Below are 22,261 nucleotides of genomic sequence, written 5' to 3'. Positions count from 1 at the left end.
CTCAATGTGCGTGCATTCAACATTCGAAGTTGGGAGTTCAACGTTCGACGTTCATTCCGTTCCTATGTTCTTCTTCGAATAGTAGTTCATCGCTGTCTTCGGGGCGATTGGCGTGTAGTTCGTCCGGTAAGCAGAAGTAGTAGCTCATTAGCCACAGGCTCCAGGATATCCGGTAGAGTAGCAGCGGCAGCAGTAGTGCTGCGATGCCAGCTGCTATCATTGCTGGCATAAAAGGTATCCAGCCTGCAAAGCCTGCAAGTAAAAGTGGCGCTACTGCGCCGAAGACTGCGATCCCGTAATTGATACAAAGCGGGCCTAGGTAATAGCCATCACCGCGTTCTAAAGTCATTCCGCAATAGGGGCAACGGTGATGGATTTTCAGAAACGAGCGAAAGAGCTTGGATTGTCCGCAGTTGGGACACTGGCATCGCAGGCCGCGGCGTACGATGTCGCTGTGGCTGACTTTGGGAAGAGGGGCGAGTGTGTGATCAATCATCTAGAAAATAGCGGGCAAAATTCGCGGCGACTTGCTCGGCGAGCGTTTCCACGGTCAGTCCGCGCAGCTCGGCGACGCGTTGATAGCCATGTTGCAAAAACTCGCCATAGCTGACAGTGTTTTGGATTGTGTCGGGTGCATCGCTTTCAATCAAGAGTCGATCGGAGGGCACCGCTCGAACGGCTGCGGGCGCTTTCTTTGCTTTTGGATGAAGTTGACCTGCGTGAAATGAGAAATAGGCGCCGAGTGCAGTAAATGAGCGCACCTGCTCGGCCGAGCCACTGTAAGCATGAAGGTGGATGCCGCGCTTCGGCGCTGACTGTGTTTTCAATATGCGGAGTAATGGATCGCTTGCTTTGAGACAGTGGATCGAAACGGGCATATTACGTTGTGCGGCTTGCTGCAATTGCCAGCAAAAGGCCGCTTGCTGCCGTTCGAGCTGGTGGCCGTCGATCCATTGATCGAGGCCGATTTCGCCCACCGCTTTGGCTTCGGCGATCTGTTGTAGAAAGCTTGCCTGCCAATCGTCGGGGGCGTCATTCACTTGCCACGGATGTAGGCCAATTGCGGGAATAATTTGTGACTTTTGATTCGCGAGCTTCAGTATTTGTGCCCAATCTTCAGGACAGGTTCCATTGAGGACGACCGGATTGTGGAGGGATGCCTGTGGATGGCAATGTGCGTCGTAGAGTTGCATGGGAGTGATCGCTTCTTAGCCAGTGACGCTTTTTACGGTGCTCCTCCGTCGGGGCCTCACAAGTGAAGACCCGACGAATTACGATTCAGCCAGGCAGGACTGCGCGAATCGTTGAATGGACTCCACGATTCGGCTGAGACCGTTGCGGCGGTTGGGGGAGAGGTGTTGTGTGATACCGACGTCGCCCAAAAAGTCGGCATCTGTTTGAACGATTTCCTCTGGTTTGGCGTCGCTATAAAAGTCGCACAGTAGGCTGGCGATTCCTTTCACGATGGCCGAGTCGGACTCGGACTGGAAATTGCAAAGGCCATCCTGGTAGGCCGGCACGACCCAAAGCTGTGACATGCAGCCTTCGATCTTAAAGCTGTCGATCCGTAGATCCTCGGGCAGCCCCTCAGCCTTTTTGCCGCGATCGACGATGTAGCCGAGGCGCTCATAGGCATCAGGAATAAGTGTGATCTCTTCGACCAGTGCGTTCTTCTTTTCTTCTAAAGTCATAGGAGAATTAAGCATTATGAGTGATGAATTAAGAAGTCAAAAAAATGCATGGGTTTCTTTTAAGCTAAGTTCGCCGTCAACATTAGCTTGGCTTAATCAGAGTCGAAATTTTTCAGACCGACTTGTCAGATCTTTAGCAAGGTTTCACCCGTCTGGTTTTGTTTTTTACCGTCTCTCCATCGAGCCAATTCCCATCGATCAGGTGGTAGATCGGCACCTCAGGAATACCAGTTTCACCGCGATGTATCATCTCGACCAGAATATCGACGGCTTTAGCTCCGATGAGTGCGGGGTTTTCCCAGATTCCGGAGAATTGTCGTTGATCATCCGGAACCGTTAAGAGGGTAAACCCCAGATCCTCGGGGATGGCGATCCCGTCTTGATGTAGCCAATCGTATACCTCGGGATGAATGGTCACCACGACTTCGGGGCGGTGCTGCGCATACCATTTTAGAAAGCCTTCTTTCTCCATTTGCTGAGGTAGGTGCAGGGGCACTTGTTGTTTAGCGGGGAAATGTTGTTGCTTCCTCCAGAAGGCCGCTGACCAGTGGTAATCCGCCCGTCCATCACTTTCAGAAGAGAGAGCGAGGCCGATCCGCTGGTAGCCGAATCCTGTGAGTTTTCGTAATAGTTTTTCCATCGCACGAAACTGATGGAGCGTGACCACATGCAACTGTGGTGAACACAAAGTATAGCCAAAGGTAACTGCTGAAAATTTAGTGAATGTGAAGTCGATCGACATGTTGGGCGCAGGCTGCGGGGCCAATAGAATGCCGTTCACACCACGTGCCAGTAGCACGCGCTCGATGTTTTTCATATTCACTCCCTGGGCTTGAAGTGCGTGGTCTTCCAAGTGATACCCGAGCTCCTGCGCGCGGCGAAGTGCCCCCGTATGGTATTGGACAAAGGCAGGGGATCGTTTCCAAGACTCACCCGCCGCGTCATTGGATAGCCAGGCCAAGGCGGCTTTGACCGGAGTGGGCTTGTTACGATGACGATAGGCAGACAGTCCGGTGAGATAAGGGTCCGGCACATAGCCCAGCTTTTTTGCCATCTTACTGACTTTCTTGCGGGTCGCTTCCGGTATGCTGGCATCGCCCCTTAGGGCTAGGGATACCGCTGCCTGCGTGAGTCCCAGCTTTTGAGCGATGCTTTTCTGAGTGATTTTATGCTGTGGCATGTTTTGGAGGGGGGCTATCCATCATGTATGCGAAGTCGCTTATCTGTATAAGTGAATAATTGCTAGTAAAAAGCGAGTATAAAAGTGTAGCCTGTCATAGGCTTTGAAAATTCCTCTAACCATTGCCGATTCTCACTGAACTGATTCCTTACTAAATGAAAATACAACATATTACTACCATCCTCGCTGGAATATCCCTATTTGCCGCACTTCCAAGCTCGGCATCTAGTATTTTTTTCTCCTTTCAATCGCAAGAAGATGGCAACGGTACTGCTACGTTAGATGTCACTGCATTTGACGGTATCGCTAGCGGAACTCCGACCATTTCTCCAACCGGAGGTGCCGCAGGTGACGGAGGCGAAGCGTCTTTCACCGCCTATGACGATTCGGTTTGGCTGGGCAACGGCAACTTTGCCACACCTGGTCACAGCTTGGTTTATGGCGTAGGTTCTGGCTTTTCATTAAGTCTGAATTTCGATGCCACCAACCTGGAGGATATGACTGTCCGCTTCGCCGTGCGCACTGCTGGCTCAGGTGCCGTCACTCAATTATCCGATCTGACCTACGATATTGGCGCAGGTGCCGTGAGCACTGGACTCACGGGAGGATTCTTCCCGGCAAACGGTCAATTCCAAGAATTGACGTTCGACTTGTCCAGTATCGCGGCGATCGAAAATCAAAGTGACGTCACCTTAACCTGGCTAATTCCAGAGGTTGTTAGTGGCACTTCTTTTCGTATTGATAATGTTCAACTGTCCGCCGTTCCAGAGCCATCGAACTATGGGCTCCTGATGGGGGGACTCGTTGCTGGTATGCTAATGCAAAGACGCCGTCGGTGCTAATCGCTATATCTTCTTATTAGCGCTCATTCTTTGTTAGTTATTTTTTGAACGATTAGAGCACAGCCGCCGAATTATTTCGGCGGCTTTTTGTGTACGTTTGGCAAGGTGCCTGAGTGATTCTTTGTTTATAGAGCGATCAATCTGATAGATTGTGGAATTACTTATCCGTAAAAGTGAAAATGAATTAGCAAACATATGTGTTCTGAAGTGTACTTACAAAATACTGGAGCGTCGCTTCCGATGACCTTGTTTACGATAGAGCTTATCTTTCTATATCAAGTCACGCGACGAGGAAATTGATACGATATTTATAATGAAACATACTCAGGAAATAGTTCAGCCGACTGCCTTAACCGGAGGAGGAAAGCATCACTTTTTCGGTTACTACGACAAGAGTTGCTGGGATGCTAGCAGCCGTTGGATCGTCGGCATGGAAACGGACTTTATGGATCGTCCTCCGCGGGCGGATGATGTGGCGACTATTGGCCTAATTGATCTACATGAGGGCAATGCCTGGAAGCCGATTGCGGAGACGCGGGCTTGGAATTGGCAGCAAGGTTGCATGCTGCAGTGGCTAGGAGATGCGTCGTCTATTATTTTTAATGATCGTGTCGATGGACAATGGGTGGCGCGTATTCTCGATGTTCAAAGTGGTGCGGAGCGTGCCATTGATCGGCCGATTTACGGCTTGAATGCGCAGGGCACGCATGCGGTCTCCTTGAATTTTGCCCGCTTGCAGCATCAGCGTCCTGGCTATGGCTATCCAGGCGTGAAGGATCCGACTAAGGGTGTGGGCGAACCTGAAGACGATGGCATTTACTCAATTGATATCGCAAGTGGGGAGTCTAAGTTGATCTTTAGCCTGGCTCAGGCGGCGGCGTTAGGAAGGACTCCGGATTTTAGCAATACCATGCACCGCTTTAATCACCTGCAGTTTAACCGTGCCGGGGACCGGGTCGCTTTGCTCCATCGTTATAAAGGTTTTCAGGCATTGAGTGAAGAAGTGGGCATCACACGCTTGTTGACTATGGGCATCGATGGTAGTGATGTACGGCTGATCAGCGATCATCGTCATTTCTCGCATTACGATTGGAAGGGAAGCGACGAGATTCTCGCTTGGGCCAGCCATCATGGCACGGGGCTAGGGTATTATTTATACGACGACATTGAGGGGGGAGAGGTCATGCCTATCGGGACCGATGTGTTTGATTGTGATGGGCATTGCTCCTTTTCACCCGACCAAGAGTGGGTCTTAACCGACACCTATCCGGACGAACAGGATATGCGCACCTTACTGCTTTATCACTGGGCCAGTGGCGAACGTATTGACATTGGTCGTTTTCATTCGCCTCCGATGGACTGGCAAATACGCTGCGATCTTCACCCACGTTGGAGTCGAGACGGGCGCCACATTTGTATCGACTCTATTCATGAAGGTAGTCGCCAAATGTATCTTCTCGATGTGTCCGAAATCGTTTCCTCTACTTCGACTCTACATCAGGCTGCCTCGTTGGCAAACTGCTAAACTATTCTTATGCCCACAACGGTACCCCTGCCAACATTTTCTGCCCCTGCCATGTCTTGTCTCGACGGCATCTGGGATTTTCTCTTTCTCGGCGATGTGGATCTGGATGCATGTGCGCCCGAGAGTCTTCGCGACTGGACGAAGACTGGAGTGCCGAGTGCCTTCGACGCGACGCCCGATCTCGCGGGTAAAAGAGGAGTGGCTGCCTATCGGCGAAGGCTATCGATCCCGGCAGGGCATTCGGCCAAGTTGAGCTTTGGCGCTGTTTCCATGCGATGCCGCGTGTTTGTGGACGGAGTTTGCTTGCGTGAACATGCCTGTGGCTATGCTCCCTTTGGACTTGAGCTTGAGGCGAGCGATGACAGCGAACGCGAACTAGTCCTATTAGTAGACAATCGTTTCGATTTCGAACACACGCCTATGCACGAGCCATACTTTGATTTTTATCAATACGGTGGTATTTTACGTTCTGTCATGCTCCAGGTTTTTCCTGATACGAAGCCTTCGATTGATTGGGTGAAAGTGGCACCGACTGAGCGCTACCGAGATGGCGAAGTCAGTTTACACATCGGGCTGCGAGGCGCTGTCTCTGACTCGATGACGCTCTTAATTGCATGGGATCATGGCAACGAACAGTCTTACACGGGAACGATCATTGATGGTGAAATCACGCTGACCGCGCGCGTGCCAAACCCCTCACTTTGGTCCCCGGAGAGCCCGTTACTACACGCCGTCCATGTGCGGATTAAAGACGAATCGCATGCTTCGGGAAGTCAGCAAGCTCGCTTTGGCTTGCGCTGGATTGAGGCCCGCGAGGGGGCGCTTTGGTTGAATGGTGAGCAGTTACAACTGCGTGGATACAATCGCCACGAGTGGCATCCAAATTTTGGCCCCTGCACGCCGCCCTTACAAATGCTCAATGATCTCCAGCATCTGCGGGATCTTGGCTGCAATTTTATTCGGGGGAGTCATTATCCACAAGATCAACGCTTTCTCGATCTATGCGATGAACTGGGCTTCCTTGTCTGGGAAGAGAACTTGGGCTGGGGCCAACGCGAGCGCACGCTGACTAATGAGACCTTTCGTGCCCAGCATCTGGAGTCGCTGCGCGCAATGGTGCATGCCAGCTATAATCATCCCTGTGTGATTATTTGGGGCTTTTTAAACGAGGCTGGCAGTGATCAGCCCTATGCTCGACCGATCATCGAGGAAAGTGCGGTCGAGCTCCGTCAGTTGGATGCCACGCGTTTGGTATCTTTCGCTAGTATGTATGCGCTGACAGATATTTGTTTCGATTTGGTCGACCTGATTGCTATCAACATTTATCCTGGCTGGTATGATTGTGACGATGTCGAAGACCCGCTCGCTTTGATTGCACCTTATATGCAAAAGTGCTTTGATCACTTCAGTAGTGATGCCTATGCCGACAAGCCTGTAATCATATCTGAGATCGGGGCTGAAGGCCTCTACGGCTGGCACGAACCGCATCACGATTTTTACACTGAAGCGTATCAGGCGAATTACTTACGCATCGCTTGTCAGGAAGCGCTCGAACACCCGCGCTCCAGCGGGATTGCACTCTGGCACTTCAGCGACGCACGCACCTATGGCACGGGACGATCGATCAAGCGTCCGCGCACATTTAATAACAAAGGCACTCTCGACGAATACCGCCGTCCGAAGTTGGCGTATCAAGCGGTAAGAGACGTTTTCAACGCATACACCTCATGACATCTGCACCATTAGAAACTGAACCCCAAACGGAATACGCACAAAGGCTGCGTTGGTTCCACCAAGCCCGCTTTGGAATGTTTATTCACTTCGGACTCTACTCGCTGCTGGAGCGTGGCGAGTGGGTCATGTTTCGTGAGCGCATTCCGCCTGAGGACTACGCACCCTTGGCCGATCAATTTAATCCGGCTAACTGGGATGCTGAAAAACTGGCACAAACCGCAGTGGATGCGGGCATGCGTTATGCCGTTTTTACGGCACGGCATCATGATGGCTACTGTCTATACGACAGTGCTGTGACCGATTTTACCTCCACCAAGACCGCGGCGCAGCGCGATTTCGTGGCCGAGTTTGTGACAGCCTTTCGTAAAGCCGGTCTTAAAGTCGGGATTTATTACTCATTACTGGATTGGAGATTTCCTGGTTATTTTGAACCTCAGAAGTATCCAGAGTCAGCCGCCGCATTGGTGCAACAAACACACGATCAAGTCCGGGAGTTGCTGAGCAATTATGGGAAAATAGACATGCTCTGGTATGATGGAGGATGGATCTCGCACGGGCGGAGGAAGGAGATACCTGAGGCTGAGTTTTGGCGTTCGGTGGAACTCAATGCCATGGCACGCGAGTTACAGCCAGAGATTATAATTAACAATCGTGCGGGCACTCAGGAGGATCTCGATACGCCCGAGCAACATGTCACTGCCTCCGAGGCAGGACGTGGTTGGGAGTCCTGCATGACAATTTGTCATCCCGCTGGCTGGGGTTATGTTCGGCATACGACTGATTTTAAGAGCGTTTCAGAATTGCTGCAAAATTTGGTTAAAGCTGCCGCGGGAGAAGGTAATTTTTTGCTGAATGTAGGACCGCAGCCTGACGGTTCCTTGCGCTCCGAAGAGACCACTCGCCTGCAAGCGATGGGAGATTGGTTGCAGCGCTATGGCGAGGGCATCTATGGCTCGCAGCGTTGTGATTTGCCCAATGACTCCTTGCCGGGAGGCGGGGCCGGGCATTGGACCCGCCAAGGGAATACTGCTTACCTCTTTACTTCGCGTTGGCCCGGCCAGGAATTGGTCGTGCCTCTCGTCGGCACGAAGGCGAAGTCGGCAACTGTACTGGGAACCGATCTTCAGCTTGGTATACGCTATGAATGCAATCATCGTCTCGTGTTGACTGGACTCCCAGAGCAACCCCCACATCCCGATGTTTCGGTGATACAGATCGAGTTTGAAGACATTCCCTCGACGCTGTTGGAGGACGACACGTCCGCATGGTTGAAGCGAAACGCATAAGCTTAAACGACATGTATTACCGACTAAGATTGATTGCCAGCTGTTTGATGATGAGCCTTTCACTCACTGCCCAAACGATTGAACTGTGGCCCGAGGGCGCTCTGAATACAGAGGGGATGGCTGAGGACGATGTCCCGACATTGGAGCTGACTTTTCCCGCAGAGGGAACGGCCAATGGTGCGGCCGTCGTTATTTGCCCCGGGGGCAGTTATCGTCATTTGGTGATGGGGCATGAGGGGCGATCGATTGCACAATGGTTTAACTCGATTGGAGTCACCGCGGCTGTATTGAAATATAGAATCCCGGCAGAAGGGCATCCGCATCCTGCACCGATGGAGGATGTGCAGCGTGCCCTTCAGATCATGCGCTCAAACAGCGAGAATTGGGATTTGGATCCGTCAAAAGTAGGAGTGCTCGGTTGTTCGGCGGGTGGCCATCTCGCCTCGACGGCGGCCACCCATTTTATTGATGCGGATCCGACCACCGCAGATCCAGTGGCGCGTGTTTCCAGTCGCCCCGATTTCTTGGTGTTGCTGTATCCAGTTATTAGTATGCAGCGCGCTATTACCCATTCTTTGTCGCGCCAAAATTTGATCGGCAAAAATCCTTCTTCTGAGTTTGTCGATCTATTGTCGAACGAGCTTCAGGTGGATTCTGAAACACCGCCTACATTTATCGTTGCGGCCGACAATGATACCGCAGTCAAAGCCGAGAACAGTGTGCGGTTTTATTTGGCCTTACGTCAGGCGAATGTTCCTGCCGAATTACATCTATACAAAGAAGGCGGACATGGTTTCGGTTTCAGAAAACAACGAACGCTCCCGGTCCATCATTGGCCCGACTTGCTGCAAGATTGGTTGTGCGCCGAGTCAATTCTCCCTAGCTCACAACTGGACTAAATGTATAGCCCTCGCCAGCCTAATAGACTACCCGTCATGAAGCCAGTTTCCATATTTCTACTCCTGCTAACTAACCTGCTTGTGTTGGCTTGTCAGGAACAAGAGCTAAACGCTGCGCCACGTGATGCTCGTGGCATTCCTCAGGTGGCACCGCCTTTTAAAGTGATGCAAGCGGGAGACGCTACGCTGTCGTTGGTATCCACGGAGCGACAAACTTTGAGTGATGAAGAAGTGCTATTGCTCTCTGCCGCGACCAAGCGAATCACGGTTGTGCTGCGCTCAGGACGTTGTGAGTTTAACGTATACAACGACGAGTATGACAAAGAACATCCGATGCTGGTTTTGAGTCAGATCCATGCGGATGCGGGATTTATCGAGGCTGATGAGGACGGAGATTCTATGGTCGTGAGGACGCGACGAACGGAAGATGCAGCGCCTACTGTCGAATGTGTACTGCAAAATACGGCTGATGGGACCGTGCGTTTTATATGGACACATTTAACTGATGACCAGGAAGCTCAACTGTCGGTCTCTTGCAGAAAGTCATTCGATTATACCGAGACGAGTCATGTTAGCATCAATGGCGATTGGATTCCCTTGAAGTCTCCGAAGGAGATGAAGGCGGGACAGGCCGCGTTGACCTGGTGTCGAAATGAGCTGGAGCATAGCATCGGAGGTGAGATTGCCTTCTATCCAGAGGGAGAAACAGCCGAGGCCACGGTGACGTTTGCTCCTGAGGTTTCGGTGCGAACCTTCCAGACGATTTGGAATGCACCGCTCAACTCGACGATGTCGCTCTCTGCTGCGGGAACATCCACAGGCAACAGCTTGGAACTAGAGTTGGATATTGGTGAGATTCCTGCAGTGCCGACCAGCGAAGCAGTGCCACCGATGACACATGCCATGTACTGGCAGTCCGATCGCATGCGTGTCCCTGTGCAGCCGACTTATAATCTGTTGCCCAATCCCAGTTTTGAACAGGGGCTGCGCTATTGGAATTGGCGCGCACGCGGGGGCGGCCCGTTTTTTGAGGAAGACCCAGAGGCACCGCGCTGCTACGAAATCGTGCCAGATGCTTTGTTCGGTCAGCATAGTTTAAAGGTGAACAATACCTTTGGCGCAGTGCCCATCGAGACTTTCCCTGTGACGACTGTTCCAGGGCAGGAATACACACTTAGCTTCTATCACAAGGGGAGTTCAGCTGAGGTGAGTGTGACGCCCGTCTTCAGTATTAATAACTTACCAGGTAAGGGCTGGAGTGATTTTGTGATTTCGGAAAGGGTTCCAGCTAGTGATACTTGGCAGCGTTCAGTCATTCATTTTAAAGCAGAGTTGCCCGCGATTCGAATACTGCTTCAGGCCAATGCGCCTGGCTTCTATTTAGATGGTCTTCAGTTGGAAGCAGGGGAGACGGTTCACGATTTTGTGAGTCCTGATGTAGAGGGCCGATTGCTCAGTTCGGATTTTGATAATTCCCTCGAGTATGGAACAGACTATGACTTGAAATTTGAGCTTCTAGGTGAAGCGCATACATCCGGTGAGGTCGCGTTAACGGTGCTTGATTACTATGGCGACACCGTTTTTGAGCAACAGCATGCTTTTGATCTGGAGGCGGCTGACGCGCGCACAGTGTTTCCCTTATCTCTTGAAGCTTCCCAGATCGGTAAGGGTGTTTTTGTGCTGAAGGCCGATTACTTTTTGCAGGGCGAATTGTATTATTCTGATTACTATCGTTTCTCGATTATCGATGCTTTGGATAATACACATCCTACCAAGGATTTGTTTGGCGCTCAATACGACGGCGCTAAAACGACACGAGCCAATGAATTAGGGGCCTATTTCCAAAAGTGGGGCATCGGTTCGATCTACTCGCTCGCCTATGTGATGGGGCCGGAGTTTCACGAGAAATATAAACTCGGGCGGATGACTAATATCAGTAGCACCAGTCGATTGGGCAGAGATCGTTACAAGCAATCTAAAGAGCCCTATGAGTGGGACCGCATGAGTGCGGAACAAGCCCAGTTGATTGAAGATATCTCATACGAGTCGGTGGTGGACCCCGTCCGCTACGGCGATATCTGGGCCTACACGAAAGAAGCTGAAATTAAATTTAAAACGGTTAAAAAGGGAGATTATGAGACGTTTGCCCAGATGATGCTAGCGGCGCGTCGGGGCGTGAAAAAGGCGAACCCCGCGGCTAGTTTTATACCCTTTGGAGGTACCTCTGGATTTTCGCGAACCCGTGGATATCCGCAGATGGAGGGCTTGTTGCAGGCCAGTCAAAAACTGGGCGTTACCTGGGAGGGGCTGGCAATTCACCCTTATGGACTATTTGATAAAACCGACGAGGCGATTCAGGACCTGATTCATTTGGACGATACATATCAACCGGGTGGCAAGACACGATTGCTTGTCAATGAAACGTCAACCAGTAGCCCCATCTACGTCCCAGAATGGGAGAAATATGACCAATGGTATTCGCTGAGTGGGCGTCCGACATATGATTCCAGTTGGAACGAGTTCCTAAGTGCGGCCCGTGCGGCCAGACTCTATCTGATCGCTTTGAAATATTGGCCACGAGTGGAGAATATGCACATTTGGAATACACGTCAGTTCATTGATTATTATTTTTCTCCGCTCATGTTTTGTGGCGCAGTCAACACCCTCGGGCACTTGTTTCCAGAGCCTGAGTTTGTCGAAGATTTTGCGCCCACTTCCGATATCAAGGGGATGGTGTTTAAGGATGCAAATGGGCAGGGGACGGCTGCGATTTGGAGTCCTTCATATAAAGTCGAAAATGGCTTTAAGCACGGTCCATCATTGCAACTGAAGGTGAAGGGCTTGGATCTAAAAGTGATCGACCTGATGGGCAATGTTTTGGATGTGGGCGAAGGAGAGATGCTTGAAATTCCACTGAGTCCTGCGCCGCTCTACCTGCAGACTGAGCACGGGGCCGTGGACGCCTTGGTCACGTTGTTGAATGATGCTGTCGTGCTTGGTTCGAGCACTTTAATCGAAGTCAAAATACTGCCGAACCTTGCTGGTGTGGGAGCTGATTTGGTGAATAATACGAATCAAGCTGTTGCCGGGCAGATTACTCGCTCGAACCAATCGATTGATTTTTCTTTAAGTCCTTATGCCAGCAAAAGCATTTTAGTTGATGGCGATTTGAACCATGCCACCGGCGCAATGCATCGTTGGAATCATTCGGTTCAGATTGATTTGTCGAGTGGTTATACCGAAGAGAAAGAAACGAATTTGGAGTATTTTTATATTCCAAAAGTGGATGCGCCACTCCCACTCGATTACCGCGATAAACAGTGGGAGACCATTCCTCACATCGACTTGGATAACTACTTCGTGCATGCGCCGCACTTAATGGATGATTCCGAATCACTGCCAAAGGCTCAGTACCAAATGGCTTGGGACGAGGACAATATCTATCTGCGTGTTTCTTGTCATGATGCAGAGTTCGTCGTGAATGAAGCGGGCTGGTTGGCCAATCCAGCTCGGGAGCGTCAGCTGTATCGAAATGATGGAGCTTTAGAGGTCTATTTCGATACCTTCGCCGATGCGGGTTTACCTTGGAAGTCTGAGGGCTACGATAATAATGACTACCGTTACGACTTCTATGCGGCGGACGGCCAGGCTCTATCAGGGACGGCATCGGTTTACCGCATGCAGGAAGTCTTTACCGAGTTTGCGAATGGCACGGAAATGCCGAAGGCTGAAGATGTCCGCAACGGCGGTATCCCTAGTCAGTTTTATCGTAACGGCAATGAGTTCGGCTATGTGATTATCTTTCCGCAAACGTATGTTTTACCACTCTCGCTCGAGTCGGGCGCCCGATCCGGTTTTGCCCTGTTCCTTCAGGATCGGGCGGAGGGGAATCAATTCAAAGGCGGGCTGTCACTTAGTATTGAAGATAATACGTCCTGCAACGAGCGACCGGACTTATGGCCGATCATGATTCTTAAATAGCTGTTCACGCACACGACTACTCGTCATTTTAGTAGAACAAAGAAAATTATATATCGATACGAACGAGCTTCACCACTATCAATAGAGGTGCCATTTCAAGCTTCGGTGTTTCTGGGAAGTGTCTTTTATTGATCCTGCAGGTATGCTGGAGTGTCCGTGCGGAATGGGGTCAGCGGTAGGCCATTGTAGCTGTACACATTGACCTTTGGATTCGTTGCCCATCCGTAGCGCACTTGGGTCGGGTGGGGCACCGCATCGCTCCACACTTCAATTTGCTTTGCGCCCACTAGCTTGGCTTTCGCCCAAACGAACTGCCCATCCTCGCCTGCAATTGTGAAACCAATGGGCTCTTTGATATCAAAGGTATAGAGTTGTCTCACATGTTTGAAGCTGAGGATGGCTTTATTGTCCACGATCTCCATCGATTCATATTCCGGGCTGCGATATTCGAGGTCGACGCCATATTGCTTGGCGAGTGCCCAGCGGGCGAGTCGGTCGGCAGGCACACGCTTATTGCGAGGGTGGATGTCGCGGCCTTCGCCCACGTCGATAATGACGGCTTGCCCACCATTGGGCACACGATCCATGAAGGCTGTTTGCACTTCGCGCATTTCGGCCCAATAGCTCCGTTTGTTCGGATCGTCGTGTTCCGCTTTATAGTCGGCTAGTTGTACCCAGTAACAAGGGAAGTCACCTTGATCCCATTGTTCTCGGTAGGTCTTGAGCATGCGAGGGAAGATCTTGAGATAGCGATCAGGCTCGCCCGCGTTGGATTCCCCCTGATACCAGAGCATGCCCTTTATGCCGTATCCGATGATTGGATATACGCCACCATTGTAAATATTGGCAGGGCGCATCTGTCCGCGCGCGAGGTTGCTGGGGCGGTGCGGCCAATTGCCGATTTTTCCGCCAGCGATGAATGCGGCTTTGGCGACTTCATAGTCGGCTAGTGCCTGCTGATAGGTTTCGTCCGTATAGCCTTCCATCCGCTTGTCCCATTTGGTGAGCACCGCTTCAAGCTCTGGGTCACCTTGTAGGTCTTCACGTGGAACCCATGACTCAATCATGGAGCCGCCCCATGAGTTATCAATCAAGCCGATTGGAACATCCAGAACTTGTAGTAGGCGCCATCCGAAATAGTAGCCGATCGCGGAGAACTCTTTGACTGTCTTTGGCGAACAGATCTCCCAAGCGCCTTCAAAGTCATCTTGTGGTTCCTGCGTGCCATTGCGTGGAATCGTGATAAATCGAATCTTCGGGTAGTTGGCCGATTTAGCTTCTAGCTGGCTGTCGTTACTGCGCCCCAGAGGCCATTCCATATTGGACTGGCCGGAACAGACCCAAACTTCACCAATCAAAACGTCTTGAATGGTGACAGTATTGTTACCTTCGATGTTTAAGGTAAAAGGTCCTCCCGCGTTCATCGGGTCTAGTTTGACTGTCCATTTTCCATTGGCATCTGCTTGCGTTTGATGTATCTGCCCATCGATGCGGACACTGACGTTCTCACCAGGAGTTGCTTTGCCCCAGACGGGGTTGGCCAAATTGCGTTGCAAGACCATATGGTCGGTAAAAATCGATGGGAGCGAGACTTCAGCCCTTAGTGCGTGAGTTGCCAATGCCAGCATGAATAGGAGGTAACAGATATGCCTAAGTGCAATCATTTGAAATGGGGTTATTGGGATGATTCAGTGATTAGCTAAAGTATTCTGGTCTTCCTAATTCAAAGTCGAATTAAATGTTTGCATTTCAATGTTATTGTGAAAAATATGCTAAGCTCAGTTTCTCTTCTTTTCCTTATTCATTCACTTATCCGTATGAAATCCTTACCCCCTATTACCTTACCTGCAATGCTAGCACTTTCAGTTGCTGGTGTACCCTTATCTTTATTGGCAGATGCCACATGGACCGACACCGATGGCGGTGTTTGGAGTGATACCGCCAATTGGAGCACGGATCCAGTCTTGCCTAGCAATGATGGCACGCAAAATATCACGTTTAACGGATCGATGACGGGCACCAGTACCGTGGATGCCAATTGGTCGATTTCAGGTCTGACGATGGACGATGGGGCGGGAACGATTACGATTGACGCTTCAGGCGGTTCGATTCTGACCTTGGGATCGGCTGGGCTAGTAAGTAACAAAACTGCAGGCACCACTACCTTTGGTAGCAATCTGACGCTGGACCTCGATGCGGATCAGACATGGTCGACTGCAGGATCTGGTAACAATGGGCGTATCTATCTCACCAGTGATTTGACTGGAACCGGTAATGTGACCATGACTGGAAATAGTACTTTAATCGTGGCTGGAACGACGGATACATCTGGCTGGAGTGGCTCTTTCACTAAAGATGGAGGCAGTGTTAATTTTCAAGGCTTACTCGGCAACAATCCACTCGGCAGTCAGACGATCACCCTCCGAAATTCGACCACTGTGGGATTCTATTTTACGCACGCTGGTTATGGCACACTTGCCAATGATATCATACTCGAGGACGTTGGTACGGGGCGCTATACTTTTCCTGCGAATATTAACGCTGAGATCGTTTTTGGTGGAAACATTTCTTCGACGAGCGACTTGGGCGAGTCAATTGACTTGTATAATGGCGGTAGTGAGCCGCATCCGTTGCGATTTACGGGGGATAATTCTGGGCTGACCTCTGCGAAGACTTTTGCGCGACATCGGCCAATGACGGGGCGTTTAACATTCGTGGCGCAAAAGTCATTCTGGAAAACGATCATGCCTTCGGAGAGAATAACGGCCTGTATGTCAAACTGGGGGAGAATAATTCAAACTCTGCTAATGAACGTAGCAGTCACCTATTGGCAACTGATACGCACGATGTGAGTGCTGATATTAAGGTTACTGCGAATTCTAACTCAGCTGGTATCAGTCAAAAATCCTATATTGGTCTAAGCGGAACGGGTGCTGTTGAGTTCTCTGGAGATATTATTTTAGAGAATAGCAGTAACGTGAATATTCATGTCGCTGCGGTGCATTTGTCTGCAGAAGCTGGAGGTGTCAGTACCTTTAGTGGCGTGATTCAAGAGCAATATGGCCCGACGGATAAGTATGCCACCGTGGTGATTGATGGTGGCGGTAAAGTTGTCCTCACAGGTGATAATACTTATGCCGGTGGCACCACGGTCTCGAACAGTAGCACCTTATTGGTGAATAATACTAGCGGCTCAGGGACTGGCTTCGGGGCCCTTACAGTTGAGTCGGGGAGCACTCTGGGCGGTTTCGGAACCATTGCCACGGTGGGGGCCAATGCGGTGACTGCCGAGAGCGGTTCTGTCATCGCGCCCGGAGCCAGTATTGGAACACTGGTATTTGACGGCGGCGCGACCACGGGAACCGTATTGGCTGCGGATTCGGGATCAGTTTTCAACTTCGAGTTGGATGCCTCGGGTGGCACGCCCGACCAGATTCACTTTTTGAACTATGAGTTCGGCGATCTCGTGTTGGCTGATAACACAATTAACGTGAGCTTGAGTGGTTCAGAGAGCGCAGGTGAATACACGGTCAGTCTTTTCAAGTTCTTTAGTGATTCGGGGAGCACGATGGTCGGCAGCGGTTTGACCAGTGGCTTAGTGTTAAATCTGGGAGAGGGCATCGACTCTGGGTTGCTGGACTTTAACAGCGGCACAGGCTCGATTGATTTAACTTACACGATCGTCCCCGAACCAAGCATGTTTGCCTTGGTCTGCGGTGTCTTTTCTGCGACTTTATTGATGCGTCGCCGTCGCTAGTTCTTCTGGGCGTGGGCATGTTCATTCGTGACTCAATTACCCAGTCTACAGCGATGCCCCTGTTTTTCTTTAATTGATTTCGCCAAGTGGCCATACTGGCTAGCTTTACGTGTGTGTGCAGAATTTAGCTCTGCTTCCACCCAAAGCACTCCTGTGTCGTCGCGAGTAAGCCCTCGGAGCGCCGACAGAACAAACACTCCAAGGATATTCAATTTCACTCGGGAGTGTTACTTCCTGTAGCTTAAAGGACAGCCGCGAACAAAATCGGACAGCTCAGTTGTTTGCAGAAACCTTCTCCCGAAACTGGCAGAAAAGCCACTGATCTGGGACGGGCTTTAGTTTATGTCAGTTGCTACCAGTGCTGGAGTCGCAGCGGATGAATCATCGCTGGCATGTCGTTAAGCCAGCGACTCAGTCATAACTATCGGGGGACGGATACTCTGAATTGCAGAACCTATCAAAAGATTGAGATCACTTTCGCTGGGCTGGCTTATTTTTTGAGGATCATCAATGGCCACAGCTTGGCTTGACCTTGTGGGTGTTCCCCATCTTTCGTCGAGAGGCTGAGGCCCTTGCTATCCAGACGATCGTCTGGATTATCACGATCATGCACGAAGAGACTGAAGCCAGCGATCACGCCTTCTTGTAGCCACAAAGGCTCGATATAGCGCTGTTGGAAGGTCAGGGTGTAAGTATAGCCGGTCTCGGTGAATTGAAACTCACAGCCTACATTGTCGGCCGCTTCGTCTTTGCTGGGCATGTCCACGCCGCCTGCTAGTTGATGATCGACTTGCTGCAAACGATAGACCATGCCGCGACCATTTTGGTAATCCGGGTTGACTGAAAAATCAAAGCGGTAGTCGTCAGTATCATAACTATTGTTTAAGTTGATGCGGCCATTGGCACCACAGTCAAAATACACCTCAAGGCTACCATCATGTTTATATAGTGCTTTAGCTGCAGTGGCGATCTCCCAGACTTCAGGGTAGCGAACATAGTGATCATCCGTGACTTCGACCCGGATATAGAGCTGGTTTTCATCCCAGGCCATCTTGAATTTTGCTGATACATCAAGCGCACCCTTGTCATCGGTTTTTACTTTGATGTCTCTTTGCCGCCCCGTTTCTTCGTCGATCACTCTTTTGAGGCGAATTGGATTATATTTGGATGGTAGCGGGATGGCTGGAATGGCGTCCCAGTCGGGTGTGGTTGCTGAGTAGGGGACATAAAAATAATCCATCTCCCAATCCTTGGTAAACACATCACCCTTTTCTGGGACAATCGAGTACTGCGTTGCATACTCATAGAGCGTTCCAGACTGGTTGCCCATAGAACTGTTGTCGACGCGATAGCTTTGCTTTGCATTGCCAGCGAGTTCGTAGGGGATTTCGTGGCCGTCGATCTTGATCTTGCCCGCTTGCGGCAGGCTGGTCTGGTTCTCGACCGTGATCGTGTGACTCCCGTCATTATCCGGGGCAATCACGGTGGCAATCATACTTTGGGCATCAGCCAACTGACAGTGCAAGAGGGAGTCGGCGAGTGCATCCACATCTTGGGCTTTGATCAATAGAGGCATTGGAGTGAGCGGGAGAGTGGTATAGCCATCTGGATCTGGCTGGGCGGCTCGTTGGTTCCCCATCATGTCGATAAAGCTGACCTCCTGAGTGAACTTGACCCGTATTTCCGGTCCTTTCTTATAGCCTTGTTCTATAGCGGCATCGACGCACCAAATCGGTGCGAGTCCGCTTCCGTCTTCGAGCTTGAAGGCATAGCCACGGATGCCTGCATACGGCTTGATGTCCTCTTGAAACTCAACATAGCCCATGTGATGGCCCAGAGTATTGACCGCTTTGGCCAGCAATAGTGGCGTGAGATATTGGTCAAAGTAAACGGGGGAGGTCCAAATGTTGGACTGTTGCACCTGCGGCCAGTATTTTAGATCAATGATGAACTGTCTGGCGTAGGTCGCTGCCTGCATGATTTCTTTATTACTGAAGTCATAGGACAGCTTTCCGCTGTGATAGCCGTCGTTAGTTTCCGTGGCCCATTGTGGCACGTTCATGTGGCATATGTTGCCCCCTTCATTGTAGAGAATGGGCACATCCTTGCCATAGCCATGTCTTTTCATCTGCTCGATCAGTCGTGCCGTTTCTGTATCACGGTCGTTATTGGTCAACCAGCCTTTGTTGCCATTTAAGTAGGGATGAATGGCGATCGCATCATATCGGAATCCAGCTTTCTCGGCTGCCTTTAGGTAGCCTTCCATTTCATCGTATCCACGTAAAATGTTATAGCCTGAGGGGCCCGAAGTGGGAGCGACCAGGGCATTCGGATTGGCGCGTTTCACGCCACGGTAAGTGGCATGTTGGGCTTTGACGTATTCATCAAATAGCTTGTTACTGATGAGGTAGCCGAGCTCCTCTTCGTTACCGAATCCGAAGTATTGATAGGTGTCCAGCTGTGCACCCTTGACCATATTATAGGCATCTTCTTCGATCTGCTTTTCGACTTCCGGTGTAATTGCCTTCCAGTCCTTGTAGTAGGCGCCCATGCCGTATTGCTTCTTTAGTTTATAGATACCAGTGAACAGGTTTTGGATTCGGTTCTTCTGCATCATTTCAAGCTCAGCTATTTCAGCTGGGTCACTGCTGTCTGTTTTGATCGGAATTTGCTTTACGACAGATCCAAATCCCCATTCCCGGTATTTACGTGCACCGTCTTCTGCGCGCCAAATTCGGAAAAAGTCTGGCCCTGCGGCCGTGGCTGAAAAGAGATTCTTAGTTGCATGGGTATTCTCCAGCGGCGTCATAATGGAGAGACGATAGTAATCATAGTAGGGCGGATGTTCCCCGACCTGATATTCTGCTTGGACAACAAAGATACCTTCGCCGAAACGTTTTGCGTCAAAAATGAGAGGGATATTTTGAATGCCGTCTTCACCGATATGCATCGTGTATGTGCCTTTGTGTACCGTCTCGCGGAATGCATTCTTGGCAGTGATCACGACCTGTCCGCTGGTGCCAGGCGTTCCTGTGAGACGCATCTGCGCCTCAATCGGACTGCCTTTGACGAGGTCATTGTCTGGATTCGATGTAGTTAAATACCCCTCGATCGGTGCGCTAACAAACTCGCTGGGCTCTTCACCTTTTTCCAGCTGCAAGCCGTCTAGTAGAATCGCATCTCCAGAGCCACCACGAAGCACGAGAAATATTCCTTTGTCATCGGCAATGAACGTTTTTGAAAAACGTTGCCACTCATTTGTTACGGAGTAGCTAGCATCTTTAGGATACCAATTGGGCATCGTGCCACCTTTGGCCGCATTGATAGGAAAGATGCTGAAGGACCCTGCATTCTTTTGGGCTTTAGCATAAAAGCTCAAGGTATACATCGCTCCCTGATCCAGAGCCATGGGAAAGCTTGTGCTATTGGCGGTGCCTTTAGGCTGACGAAAGAGCAGTGCCTTGGAGCCAAATAAACCGCCGTCCACGACTTCAGTCTGATTTTTGTCCGCAGGATTATAGGATGCGCCCCGGTAAGTGGCCCAGCTCCAATAGCGTAAGCCCTGTTCGAAACTTGGGTTCGGCATAATGTTACGGGTCGGGGATACCGGCACGTGCATGGCGTCCAGTTTCCAGAAATCGATGCCGCCTATCGCAGGTGGGGCGTTTTCGCGATCGGCTGAAACTTCCCCAAAATCGATATAGATGCGCTTCTTCGTTCCACTGGGTTGAGCATGGTAGGCGAGGAAGTAGCTCTCCGCTTTGCTTTTGGCGTTCACTACAACCCGTTCAGAAATCCGTCCTGATAGGTTTTGAAAATCAATCGAGTAGCTCTTTGTCGGCTCATCGACATTGTACGTAAATTGACCTGAATGACTGTCCTTATGATCCACCTGAGTCTTTTCGATCAAATCGGATCGAGGAACTAGGGAGAGTGTCTCTTCTTCAAAGGCGATGCTTGTGTCTCGATATTCATCGACCAGAAGTAGCCATGGAGCTGCGTCGTCATAGTCAATCGCAATGCGACCATCATCGAGTATTGAGAGTGTGCAGGTGAACTCTTTTTCAACACCATTTGAATCGAGATAATATTTCGATAATGTTGAAAGCCCCTGTTCTACATCGAACTCAAGCTGCGCAGGTTTTCCTGGAATGCTTTGGTAGGGGTAGCCAGAGCCGTTTTCGTTACTTCCCCAAAGTTTAATTAAACCGACATCGGTATCATTAATGAAAATGTAAATACCCAGATCTGAAGGACGCTTTTTCAGAGTCATCACTCGCACCTCTTTATTGCCTGCGCGATAAACACCGAAGGTTGAATTGGTGTTGTCTTCGTGATAATTGTGCAGCACATAAGTGCTCAGCGTTGGCTCGGCCGCAACTACTTTGTTGTTGTCGAGATAAGGTTCAATGACAGGCAGGGGAGGATTGTCGTTGTGGCCTGTTCCTATGCCATATCCGAGGGGCATGAATGCATAGTTAACTATGAGGATGGATACCGATAGGATACTTCGATTGATTATGTACATAAAAATTACTTTAGTTGATCTTGTGTATCCAACAGCAATGTTGGAAATGAAACTCAATTACGTGGGCTACAAATAACTATTCACAGACTTGTATGTATTTGAAGTGTCTGTATTTATGGATACAGTGTTCTGGGAGATCAGGGCCTGCGTATGTCCGTTTTTTTTATCAACACACAGACAGATTGATTATCGATTTAGACCTTAGCGATAGGGACTCACAACGTAACTTTCCTGTAGCTGTCAAGATGTAAATTTTGACTTATCTTTACGGTGATAATGCTGTATGGTTTTAGATTAGTAATATGTGTCGCTGCGTGCAATCGTCTAGCTGTTGCTTGCTGAAGTTTCTTCTATCTTCTCATTTTTTTTCGACCGGAAGATCCTTTTTACGGTAGCTATTATCTATGAAAGAAGCTGCTTATCTGTAAAAGTAAAAAATGGGTGGCAAGTGTTCGATATTTATTATTTTCTTAGGTTATAGTGTAAATAATTACTTTTCTTGAAAGCGTTTGAGTTGATGCTGCGCATTCATGCCCCACCTTGTTTACACGCTGATCCGAACCCACTCCATTCGTCATCTACCCCATGACCACAAAAACTATACCTGCTTCAATCTATAAAACTTTTACGCGTGCGAGCTTGCTCGCAGTCGTGAGCCTTTGGGCTTCCGCCTCATCGGCCGATACGGTCACATGGATCGGGGTGGATCATGGCTCCGTGAACAGTATCACGATCAATGATAATGGCGGTGCCAGCGGCACGCTGAATCTTCGCTTAGACGGTGTGTCTACCTTCAGCATTGGCGCTGCGATAAGTAGGTTTTCCTTCGCCTTGTAGT

The 22,261-nt window shown here is 50.2% G+C and carries 15 protein-coding genes; 9 read left to right on the top strand and 6 right to left on the bottom strand.

Annotated features, from left to right (window positions below; translation table 11 throughout):
* Positions 1-37: 37 nt before the first annotated feature.
* The 4 genes from SH580_RS04355 to SH580_RS04340 all read right to left on the bottom strand — a co-directional run bounded on the left by SH580_RS04355 (position 38) and on the right by SH580_RS04340 (position 2,871).
* Positions 38-496, bottom strand: a complete 459-nt coding sequence (locus SH580_RS04355) for a DUF983 domain-containing protein (RefSeq protein ID WP_319833795.1) — start codon at positions 494-496, stop codon at positions 38-40.
* Positions 489-1,193, bottom strand: coding sequence for a TatD family hydrolase (locus tag SH580_RS04350; protein ID WP_319833794.1), 705 nt, complete (start codon positions 1,191-1,193; stop codon positions 489-491). Before SH580_RS04350 ends, SH580_RS04355 begins: the two co-directional genes overlap by 8 nt.
* Positions 1,194-1,271: 78 nt before the next feature.
* Complete coding sequence (locus SH580_RS04345; protein WP_319833793.1) at positions 1,272-1,706, bottom strand: SufE family protein; 435 nt, start codon at positions 1,704-1,706, stop codon at positions 1,272-1,274.
* A 118-nt stretch (positions 1,707-1,824) separates the two neighbouring features.
* Positions 1,825-2,871 carry a LacI family DNA-binding transcriptional regulator gene (locus tag SH580_RS04340; protein WP_319833792.1) on the bottom strand — a complete coding sequence of 349 codons (1,047 nt, stop codon included), beginning with the start codon at positions 2,869-2,871 and terminating at the stop codon, positions 1,825-1,827.
* Between the two features lie 155 nt (positions 2,872-3,026).
* Between SH580_RS04340 and SH580_RS04335 the strand changes: the two genes are divergently transcribed.
* The 6 genes from SH580_RS04335 to SH580_RS04310 all read left to right on the top strand — a co-directional run bounded on the left by SH580_RS04335 (position 3,027) and on the right by SH580_RS04310 (position 13,138).
* Positions 3,027-3,713 carry a PEP-CTERM sorting domain-containing protein gene (locus SH580_RS04335; protein WP_319833791.1) on the top strand — a complete coding sequence of 229 codons (687 nt, stop codon included), beginning with the start codon at positions 3,027-3,029 and terminating at the stop codon, positions 3,711-3,713.
* 313 nt (positions 3,714-4,026) lie between these two features.
* Positions 4,027-5,238 (top strand): hypothetical protein, encoded by a 1,212-nt coding sequence (locus SH580_RS04330; RefSeq protein ID WP_319833790.1) that lies wholly within the window; start codon positions 4,027-4,029, stop codon positions 5,236-5,238.
* Between the two features lie 51 nt (positions 5,239-5,289).
* A complete protein-coding gene (locus tag SH580_RS04325; protein ID WP_319833789.1) occupies positions 5,290-6,969 on the top strand; it encodes a glycoside hydrolase family 2 protein in 1,680 nt (559 codons plus the stop codon).
* Positions 6,966-8,258 (top strand): alpha-L-fucosidase, encoded by a 1,293-nt coding sequence (locus SH580_RS04320; RefSeq protein ID WP_319833788.1) that lies wholly within the window; start codon positions 6,966-6,968, stop codon positions 8,256-8,258. Before SH580_RS04325 ends, SH580_RS04320 begins: the two co-directional genes overlap by 4 nt.
* Before the next feature lie 11 nt (positions 8,259-8,269).
* Positions 8,270-9,157 (top strand): alpha/beta hydrolase, encoded by an 888-nt coding sequence (locus tag SH580_RS04315; RefSeq protein ID WP_319833787.1) that lies wholly within the window; start codon positions 8,270-8,272, stop codon positions 9,155-9,157.
* Between the two features lie 36 nt (positions 9,158-9,193).
* Positions 9,194-13,138, top strand: a complete 3,945-nt coding sequence (locus tag SH580_RS04310; RefSeq protein WP_319833786.1) for a hypothetical protein — start codon at positions 9,194-9,196, stop codon at positions 13,136-13,138.
* Positions 13,139-13,263: 125 nt separating this feature from the next.
* On the opposite strand, the gene SH580_RS04305 is transcribed toward SH580_RS04310, so the two are convergent.
* Positions 13,264-14,766 carry a sialate O-acetylesterase gene (locus tag SH580_RS04305; RefSeq protein WP_319833785.1) on the bottom strand — a complete coding sequence of 501 codons (1,503 nt, stop codon included), beginning with the start codon at positions 14,764-14,766 and terminating at the stop codon, positions 13,264-13,266.
* 189 nt (positions 14,767-14,955) lie between these two features.
* Here SH580_RS04305 and SH580_RS04300 point away from each other — a divergent pair, with 189 nt between their 5' ends.
* Together SH580_RS04300 and SH580_RS04295 are read left to right on the top strand one after the other, a co-directional pair.
* Positions 14,956-15,990, top strand: a complete 1,035-nt coding sequence (locus SH580_RS04300) for a hypothetical protein (protein WP_319833784.1) — start codon at positions 14,956-14,958, stop codon at positions 15,988-15,990.
* Positions 15,987-16,895 (top strand): PEP-CTERM sorting domain-containing protein, encoded by a 909-nt coding sequence (locus SH580_RS04295; protein WP_319833783.1) that lies wholly within the window; start codon positions 15,987-15,989, stop codon positions 16,893-16,895. Before SH580_RS04300 ends, SH580_RS04295 begins: the two co-directional genes overlap by 4 nt.
* A 490-nt stretch (positions 16,896-17,385) precedes the next feature.
* Here the strand turns inward: SH580_RS04295 and SH580_RS04290 are convergent, their stop codons facing one another.
* A complete protein-coding gene (locus SH580_RS04290) occupies positions 17,386-21,423 on the bottom strand; it encodes a sugar-binding protein (protein ID WP_319833782.1) in 4,038 nt (1,345 codons plus the stop codon).
* Between the two features lie 585 nt (positions 21,424-22,008).
* Between SH580_RS04290 and SH580_RS04285 the strand changes: the two genes are divergently transcribed.
* A complete protein-coding gene (locus SH580_RS04285) occupies positions 22,009-22,260 on the top strand; it encodes a hypothetical protein (protein ID WP_319833781.1) in 252 nt (83 codons plus the stop codon).
* Position 22,261: the final 1 nt, after the last annotated feature.

Origin of the sequence: Coraliomargarita algicola, assembly GCF_033878955.1 — a bacterium.
GTDB classification, from domain to species: domain Bacteria; phylum Verrucomicrobiota; class Verrucomicrobiia; order Opitutales; family Coraliomargaritaceae; genus Thalassobacterium; species Thalassobacterium algicola.
The sequence above is the reverse complement of the archived record's forward strand: the minus strand, read 5'-3'. Positions and strand labels throughout refer to the sequence as shown.

Bases quoted from the DNA above. Each gene is read 5' to 3' on its own strand.
- SH580_RS04335 (WP_319833791.1), top strand. From the start codon at position 3,027: ATGAAAATACAACATATTACTACCATCCTCGCTGGAATATCCCTATTT.
- SH580_RS04285 (WP_319833781.1), top strand. From the start codon at position 22,009: ATGACCACAAAAACTATACCTGCTTCAATCTATAAAACTTTTACGCGT.
- SH580_RS04330 (WP_319833790.1), top strand. From the start codon at position 4,027: ATGAAACATACTCAGGAAATAGTTCAGCCGACTGCCTTAACCGGAGGA.
- SH580_RS04290 (WP_319833782.1), bottom strand. From the start codon at position 21,423: ATGTACATAATCAATCGAAGTATCCTATCGGTATCCATCCTCATAGTT.
- SH580_RS04315 (WP_319833787.1), top strand. From the start codon at position 8,270: ATGTATTACCGACTAAGATTGATTGCCAGCTGTTTGATGATGAGCCTT.
- SH580_RS04340 (WP_319833792.1), bottom strand. From the start codon at position 2,871: ATGCCACAGCATAAAATCACTCAGAAAAGCATCGCTCAAAAGCTGGGA.
- SH580_RS04350 (WP_319833794.1), bottom strand. From the start codon at position 1,193: ATGCAACTCTACGACGCACATTGCCATCCACAGGCATCCCTCCACAAT.
- SH580_RS04320 (WP_319833788.1), top strand. From the start codon at position 6,966: ATGACATCTGCACCATTAGAAACTGAACCCCAAACGGAATACGCACAA.
- SH580_RS04310 (WP_319833786.1), top strand. From the start codon at position 9,194: ATGAAGCCAGTTTCCATATTTCTACTCCTGCTAACTAACCTGCTTGTG.
- SH580_RS04300 (WP_319833784.1), top strand. From the start codon at position 14,956: ATGAAATCCTTACCCCCTATTACCTTACCTGCAATGCTAGCACTTTCA.
- SH580_RS04325 (WP_319833789.1), top strand. From the start codon at position 5,290: ATGTCTTGTCTCGACGGCATCTGGGATTTTCTCTTTCTCGGCGATGTG.
- SH580_RS04355 (WP_319833795.1), bottom strand. From the start codon at position 496: ATGATTGATCACACACTCGCCCCTCTTCCCAAAGTCAGCCACAGCGAC.
- SH580_RS04345 (WP_319833793.1), bottom strand. From the start codon at position 1,706: ATGCTTAATTCTCCTATGACTTTAGAAGAAAAGAAGAACGCACTGGTC.
- SH580_RS04305 (WP_319833785.1), bottom strand. From the start codon at position 14,766: ATGCTGGCATTGGCAACTCACGCACTAAGGGCTGAAGTCTCGCTCCCA.